Consider the following 231-nt stretch of genomic DNA (forward strand, 5'->3'; position numbering starts at 1 on the left):
TCGACCACCAGCAACGGGCCGTCGCCGTAGTCCAACAGATAGCGCGGCGAGCCACCGGCACCGGTCAGACGCAGGCTGAGCGGCGTGCGCGGGTCTGCGCTGGCGGCAAGCGCTGCGCCTGGTGCGACGCAGCAATCGCCACTTAGCGGCTGCAGGCGTGACAGGTGCTCCTCTGGCGTCAGCTTGGGGTAGCCGACGAAGAGCATCACCACGCCGCTGACGATCCAGAGC

At 68.8% G+C, this 231-nt stretch carries 1 pseudogene; it reads right to left on the reverse strand.

Annotation, left to right across the window (positions count from 1 at the left end):
• Nucleotides 1-231, reverse strand: a pseudogene (locus tag AAEZ10_RS27830) (PepSY domain-containing protein); the annotation flags it as partial.

Origin of the sequence: Pseudomonas sp. H26/SER47-MNA-CIBAN-0231 (assembly GCF_040310465.1) — a bacterium.
In the GTDB taxonomy this organism is placed as follows: Bacteria; Pseudomonadota; Gammaproteobacteria; order Pseudomonadales; family Pseudomonadaceae; genus Aquipseudomonas; species Aquipseudomonas atacamensis.